Source organism: Mesorhizobium sp. M2A.F.Ca.ET.039.01.1.1, assembly GCF_003998035.1.
Classification (GTDB): domain Bacteria; phylum Pseudomonadota; class Alphaproteobacteria; order Rhizobiales; family Rhizobiaceae; genus Mesorhizobium.
On sequence record NZ_RZRY01000319.1, the window covers coordinates 1 to 7,115 of the forward strand.

Here is a 7,115-nt window from a genome sequence, read left to right on the forward strand (position 1 = left end):
CCGGAGTTTGGAGTGGTTATAGGTCCGGGTGCGGCCGTGAAAGTCGTCATCCTTGGGCGCAGCGACGCGAAGCGGAGCGAGGACCCATGGATCCATGCCGTGACATTCGCCGAATAGTAAAAACGGTGCAGAAAAGGTCGTTCTGCACCGCTGCAAAGCTCTGACATAACGGCATGGATTCCAGGGTCTGCGCGTCGCTGCGCTCCTTGCTTTGCCCTGGAATGACGAAGCTTAGGCGTTCAAGCCCCTGGCCGGAAAAGTTAGTTCTGGTCGCTGTCGGGCAACTGCATATCGGTGACGACATTCTCGCCATTGCTCACGTCATAGGCGATGACGATGTCCATGCCCGGCTTCAGCGAGTCGATGTCGGTCTCGGCGTTAAGCTTGTAGGCCTTTCCGTCGTCAAGCGTCAGCGTCAGCGTGTCCTTATCAACCTTCTTGATCAGGCCTTCGGTCTGGCCGGCAAACGCGGCGGCGGTGGAAATCATGAGCATGGCGCAGGCGGCGCCAATCAGGGTACGCATCGTCGTCCTCTTTGGTCATTGCGCCGGCTGGTCAGCGGCGGGTCCTCAACGGCGGATGGGAAGAGAGCAGAAACCAACCGAATGTGTCAAAACTAAATCCGCCAGATCACAGTTTGATGCAGCCGTTTGACCACCGTGGAAAACGCCAATAGAAGGCAGCCGTAACCGGATTTCCTCACCGGCAGGGCGTTTTTCATGTCTCACAACACATTCGGCCATCTCTTCCGCGTCACCACCTGGGGTGAAAGCCATGGCGCCGCGCTCGGCTGCGTTGTCGACGGCTGCCCGCCCGGAATTCGCTTCAAGCGCGATGACATCCAGGCCGAGCTCGACCGCCGCCGCCCGGGGCAGTCGCGCTTCGTAACCCAGCGCCGCGAGCCGGACGAGGTCAAGATCCTGTCGGGCTTCATCCTCGACGAGGATGACGAGACGATGATCACCACCGGCACGCCTGTGTCGATGCTGATCGAGAATGTCGACCAGCGCTCCAAGGACTATGGCGAGATCGCCCGCCAATACCGGCCGGGCCATGCCGACTACACCTACGATGTCAAATACGGGTTGCGCGACCATCGCGGCGGCGGCCGCTCTTCGGCGCGCGAGACGGCGGCGCGGGTCGCGGCCGGCGCGCTGGCGCGCAGGGTTGTGCCCGGCATGACGGTGCGCGGCGCGCTGGTCGCGATGGGCGAAAAGTCCATCGATCGAGCCAACTGGAACTGGAATTTCGTCGGCGACGCCGAAAACCCGTTCTTCACCCCGGATCCGGCCTCGGTCCCGGTCTTCACCGCCTATCTCGACGGCATCCGCAAGGCCGGCTCCTCGGTCGGCGCGGTGATCGAGATCGTCGCCGATGGCGTGCCGCCCGGCCTCGGCGCGCCGATATATGCCAAGCTCGACCAGGACATCGCATCCGGCCTGATGTCGATCAACGCCGTCAAAGGCGTCGAGATCGGCAATGGCTTCGAGGCGGCCCGCATCACCGGCGAACAGAACGCCGACGAGATGCGCATGGGCAATGACGGCAAGCCGGTGTTTTTATCCAACAATGCCGGCGGCATATTGGGCGGCATCTCGACCGGACAGCCGATCGTCGCCCGCTTCGCCGTCAAGCCGACCTCGTCGATCCTGACGCCGCGCAAATCGATCGACAAGGACGGCAAGGATGTCGAGGTGATGACCAAGGGCCGCCACGACCCCTGCGTCGGCATCCGCGCCGTGCCGATCGGCGAAGCCATGGTTGCCTGCGCCATCGCCGATCATTATCTGCGGCACAGAGGACAAACGGGGAAGGGAGGGGAGTAAGGCAGTAGGGCAGTAGGGCAGTAGGGCAGTAGGTTAATGCTGCCGCCCGCAGCCCGCCAAACTTTTTCCTTTTCCCTACTCCCTTACTGCCCTACTCCCCTGCGAGCGAAGCGAGCACTTATGCCTTACGACCAGAAGAAGATCGTCGAAGCGATCCGCGCCTTCGAGCGCGGCGAGATCGTTGTCGTCATGGACGATGACGGACGCGAGAACGAGGGCGACCTGATCGTCGCCGCCGTGCACTGCACGCCGGAGAAGATGGCCTTCATCGTGCGCAACACCTCCGGCATCGTCTGCACGCCCATGCTGCGAGAGGACGCAAGGCGCCTGAATCTGGCGCCGATGGTGGCGGACAACGATTCCGCCCACACCACCGCCTTCACCGTCAGCGTCGATTTCAAGCATGGCACGACGACAGGCATCTCCGCCGACGACCGCACGCTGACCGTGCGCAACCTCGCCAACGGCAATGTCGGCCCGTCGGATTTCGTTCGCCCCGGCCACATCTTCCCGCTGATCGCGCGCGAAGGCGGCGTTCTGATGCGTTCCGGCCATACGGAGGCCGCGGTCGACCTCTGCAAGCTCGCCGGACTGCCGCCGGTCGGCGTCATCTCCGAGCTGGTCAATGACGACGGCACGGTCAAGCGCGGCCCGCAAGTTCAGGCTTTCGCCGAGGAGCATGGCCTGAAGCAGGTGTCGGTGGCCGACCTCATCGCCTACCGCCAGCGTAAGGAAACGCTGGTCCAGCGCGTCGCCTGTTCCGACATCGAAACGCCCGGCGGCAAGGCGCAGGCCTTCACCTACACGCTGCCATGGGATTCCATGCACCACCTGGCGGTCGTCTTCGGCGACATCCGCGACGGTGAGGAGGTCCCGGTGCGCCTGCATCCGGAGGATGTCGTGACCGATGTCTTCGGCACCAGCCACCGGCTCGACGGCATCATGAAGGCGATGGGCGAGCGCCGGCGCGGTGTCATCGTCTATCTGCGCGAAGGCTCGGTCGGCGTCGCCCATCAGGAGCGCAAGCGGCCGCTAAGCGGCGACCGCGAAGATCACGAAGAGGCTCGCCGCCGCGAGAACGAGTGGCGCGAGATCGGCCTCGGCGCCCAGATCCTCAAGGATCTCGGCATCTCCTCGATCAACCTGATCGCCTCGCGCGAGCGCCACTATGTCGGCCTCGAGGGCTTTGGCATCCACATCGCCAAGACCGAGATTCTGTAGTTCGTCAGGGTTGACGCCGAAGGTCTATGGCAGCCTGCCAGCGTTGCTGACCGACCGAAGCCTCCCGGACATGGGCGCTTGGCCGAACCCTCCGCAACGCAGGCGATTGGCCGAAACCTATCCGACGTCGTCATCCACGGGCGGAGCAAGGAGCGAAGCGACGCGCGCAGACCCGAGGATCCATTCCGTGACTTTCACGCGTTGCGACAGTGCAGAATTCCGCTCCGTAGCGTCCTACGATCAAGGTCACGGAAAGGATCCTCGGGTCTCCGCTCGGCTGCGCGTCGCTTCGCCCGTGGATGACGACGTCGCGTAGGTCTCGGGCTAACCGCAACGTCGGCCAAATAACCGTCACTCCGCAGGCGCCACCGCTTCGCCTCTGTCCACATCGCAATCGTCCGTGGCCAGCCGGCATTGGCCAGCAAGCACGGTGACCAGTGCGATCGCGCCTGCAGCCACCGAGACCCAAAATCCGTTCTGTGGACCGAAAGTGTCGACCATCCAGCCGGCGGCGAAGGAGCCCAGCGCCATGCCGATGCCGATGCCGGTCGTCACCCAGGTGACGCCCTCGGTGAGCATCGCGGCCGGCACGTGGCGCTCGATCAGGCCGAAGGCGGTGATGAAGGTCGGCGAGATCGCGACGCCGCTGACGAAGACCGCCAGCGCCAGCGTCGGCACGGTGTCGACGAAAAGCAACGGCAAAGTGGTGAGCGCGATCACGGTGACCGCGAGCGCCAGTTGCCGCTGCAGCGGCGCCTTCAGGCTGAGCGCGCCGACGATGATTCCAACCACGAAGGATCCCAGCGCATAGACGCCGATGACAAGGCTCGCCGCCTCGGGCTGGCCGAGCGCCTTGGTGATAGCGACGGTGGTGACTTCCGTGGTGGCGAAGGTCGCGCCGACGAAGATCAGCGCGAAGGTGATAATCTGGACCGCGCGCAGGCGGATCGCCGAACCGGTCGCGCCATGTTCGGCCGGGCGGATGGGTGGTTCGGAAGAGCGCTGCAGCAGGAATGCCGCCGAGCCCAGCGCAAGCAGCAGTGTGCTGACGACCATGCCGGCTTCGGGAAACAGCGCTGCGCTCAACCCCACCGACAGTGAGGCGCCTGCGACATAGACCAGCTCGTCGGCGGCCGATTCGAAGGCGAAGGCGGTGTTCAACTCCGGCCGATCGTGAAAGATCTCGGTCCAGCGCGCCCTGACCAGCGCCGGGATGCTGGGCATGGCGGCGGCGAGCAGGGCCGAACCGAACAAGGTCCAAGCCGGCCAGTGCCGGTTGGCCGCGATAATCAATGTCGCGAAGGCAAGCGCCGAGACAAGCGTCATGGGTGCTGCGATCGTCGTCTGGCCGCGGCGGTCCATCAGCCGCGATACCTGCGGCGAAAGAAAAGCGTTGACCAGCGCATAGGTGGCCGAGACGGCGCCGGCCAGCCAATATTCGCCATGCGTCTGCGACAGCATCGCCACGATGCCGATCGGTGCCATGGCGATCGGCAAGCGCGCGACGAAGGCGGCTGTGGCGAAGCCTTTCGTGCCAGGAGCCCGAAAGATGTCCGCATAGGGGTTTCGCATGATCCTGCTCCTCGACAAGGGTGCATACCACAATTACATACGTTGCGTATGAATGTGAGATAGTTCATACGCCGCGTATGTAAATTGGCATACGAAGCGTATGTGAATAGGGCCAGAGCCATGCACAGACCGCGCAAGGAGATGATCGCCGAGACGCGCGCCAAGCTGATCGCGGCCGCCCGCCACGCCTTCGGCACGGTCGGCTATGCCGAGTCCTCGATGGACAATTTCACCGCGTCGGCCGGCCTCACGCGCGGCGCGCTCTACCATCATTTCGGCGACAAGAAGGGGCTGCTGCAGGCCGTGATCGCCGAGATCGACCGCGAAATGGCCTTGCGCGTCAACGAGGTGGCCTCGAGGGCGCCGACGCGCTGGCAGCATTTCGTCGACGAGTGCACCACCTATATCGAGATGGCGCTGGAGCCGGAAATCCAGCGCATCATGTTCCGCGACGGCCCGGCGGTGCTCGGTGACCCGGCGCAGTGGCCGAATGCCAGCGCTTGCATCGCCTCGATGACCGACCACCTGACGAAGCTGCAGGAAGAGGGCGTGGTCGTCACCGATGTCGACCCTGAGACAACCTCGCGGCTGATCAATGGTGCCAGCAGCCAGGCCGCGCAGCGCATCGCCAATTCGAATGATCCGGAAGCCACCTCGAAGAAGGCGATCGCCGCCTTCAAGCAACTGCTCGAAGGCTTACGCCAAAAGCCCTGAGGCACGCTTGGGTAACCAAGCCACCGCGTTGTGCACCGGTTTCGGGCCGGTGCAACCCTGCCGCGATTGACAATCTATGGGGCGAGCGCATCCTCCTGCGCCATCTCTTGGGGCGTGGAGAGTCGGGGCCATGTGGGACTTCAGCATTGGCCGGTCTGTGTCCATCATGATGCGGACATGGCCGTTCATCGTCTTTCGCATGATCGTCTATTTCGGCATCACAGTCGCCTACATCATGGCGACCGGCACGGGCGCCAGCGTCGGCTACGGTGTCGGTCATATCTCGACCGATCCGGATGGACCGATGTCCTTTGCGCTGTGGGGTGGCGTGGTCGGCTTCGGCATTGTGTCGATCGCCGTCTACTGGATCCGCGAATACATCCTTTATGTGCTGAAAGCCGGCCATATCGCCGTCATGGTACATCTGATCGACGGCCATGACGTGCCCGACGGCCAGGGCCAGATCGCCTATGCCAAGGAAGTGGTCAGCCAGCGTTTCGCCGAGGCCAACATCCTTTTCGTCGTGGACCAGCTGGTCAAGGGCGCCATCCGCGCCATCACCGGCCTGATCGGCGGCGTTGCCGCCTTCCTGCCCATTCCGGGCCTGAGCGGCCTAGTCAGCTTCATCAACACGGTGATCCGCCTGTCTCTGACCTATGTCGACGAAATCATACTCGGCTACAACATCCGCATCAATTCGAACTCGCCCTTCGAGACGGCCCGGCAAGGCGTCGTGCTGTACGCCCAGAACGGCAAGCACATGGTCAAGAACGCCGTCTGGCTGGCTGCGATCATGTGGGGCGTTTCTTTCGTGATTTTCCTGTTGATGCTGGCGCCTGCCGCCGCGATCCTCTGGGTCATGCCCGGACAGCTTGCCGGCTGGGCCTTCGTGCTGGCCATCGTCTTTGCCTGGGCCTTCAAGGCGGCCTTCATCGAGCCCTTCGCCATCGCCTCGCTGATGCAGGTGTATTTCGAGACCATCGAAGGCCAAGTGCCCAATCCAGAATGGGACAACCGCCTCGCCGAGGCGTCGTCCAAATTCAGGGAGCTGCGCGACAAGGCGCTGGGCTCCTTCGGCGGCTCGCGCTGGGATACGCCCCGGGCCGCTTGATCACTGCTGGCGACCTAGCCTTGCAATCGCCGATTTGAGCGGCGCCTCGCCGGCGCCGCGAAACGTCTCGCTCATCACCAACTCGGGCAGCGGCAGGCGCTTGCCCCAGCCATGCGCTTCGAGGTCCGGCTTCGGCGCGAATGCCGAGACGCGGCCGACGCAGAGATAGGCGATCGGCGTGACATGCTCGGGGATCGACAGAAGCTTCTTCAGCGCCTCCGTCTCGATGATGCTCACCCAGCCGACGCCGACGCCCTCGGCGCGTGCCGCCAGCCAGAAATTCTGCACCGCGCAGACGGTGCTGTAGAGATCCATCTCCGGATTGTGCCAGCGCCCGAGCGGTGAGTCCTTCGACCGCTGCCGGTCGCAGGTGATGCAGAGATTGAGCGCGCTTTCGCAGATGCCTTCGAGTTTCAGCTTCCGGTAGAGCGCCTGCCGTTCCGCCTCGATCGCCGGCAGTTCCTGCTCGCGCGCGGCGAGGAACAGGTCGCGCACCTGTCTGCGCCGCTCGGCATCACGGATGACGATGAAATTCCACGGCTGCATGTAGCCAACAGACGGCGCATGGTGCGCGGCGGTGAGAAGCCGCGCCAGCACACAGTCATCCAGATTGTCGGGGACAAAATGGCTGCGCACGTCGCGCCTGGTGAACATCGCCCGGTACACCGCGT

7 protein-coding genes are annotated in these 7,115 nt (G+C 63.9%); 4 read left to right on the forward strand and 3 right to left on the reverse strand.

The annotated features are described in order from the left end of the window. Positions 1–260: 260 nt before the first annotated feature. The gene (locus EOA24_RS22140; RefSeq protein ID WP_042641719.1) at positions 261–524 is read right to left on the reverse strand and encodes a DUF1344 domain-containing protein; all 264 of its coding nucleotides are present in this window, start codon (positions 522–524) and stop codon (positions 261–263) included. Positions 525–719: 195 nt separating this feature from the next. Between EOA24_RS22140 and aroC the strand changes: the two genes are divergently transcribed. Together aroC and ribB are read left to right on the forward strand one after the other, a co-directional pair. Continuing rightward, positions 720–1,826, forward strand: a complete 1,107-nt coding sequence (gene aroC / locus EOA24_RS22145; RefSeq protein WP_126078575.1) for a chorismate synthase — start codon at positions 720–722, stop codon at positions 1,824–1,826. Positions 1,827–1,946: 120 nt separating this feature from the next. After that, complete coding sequence (gene ribB, locus EOA24_RS22150) at positions 1,947–3,047, forward strand: 3,4-dihydroxy-2-butanone-4-phosphate synthase (RefSeq protein WP_126078574.1); 1,101 nt, start codon at positions 1,947–1,949, stop codon at positions 3,045–3,047. A gap of 351 nt (positions 3,048–3,398) precedes the next feature. Here ribB and EOA24_RS22155 read toward each other — a convergent pair whose 3' ends face one another. Continuing rightward, complete coding sequence (locus EOA24_RS22155) at positions 3,399–4,619, reverse strand: MFS transporter (protein WP_126078573.1); 1,221 nt, start codon at positions 4,617–4,619, stop codon at positions 3,399–3,401. 120 nt (positions 4,620–4,739) lie between these two features. Between EOA24_RS22155 and EOA24_RS22160 the strand changes: the two genes are divergently transcribed. Then, the gene (locus tag EOA24_RS22160) at positions 4,740–5,333 is read left to right on the forward strand and encodes a TetR/AcrR family transcriptional regulator (RefSeq protein ID WP_126078572.1); all 594 of its coding nucleotides are present in this window, start codon (positions 4,740–4,742) and stop codon (positions 5,331–5,333) included. 130 nt (positions 5,334–5,463) lie between these two features. Continuing rightward, a complete protein-coding gene (locus EOA24_RS22165) occupies positions 5,464–6,444 on the forward strand; it encodes a hypothetical protein (protein WP_126078571.1) in 981 nt (326 codons plus the stop codon). On the opposite strand, the gene bluB is transcribed toward EOA24_RS22165, so the two are convergent. Beyond that, positions 6,445–7,115 (reverse strand): 5,6-dimethylbenzimidazole synthase (bluB, locus tag EOA24_RS22170; protein ID WP_127410061.1); only part of this gene is annotated, 671 nt, incomplete at its 5' end.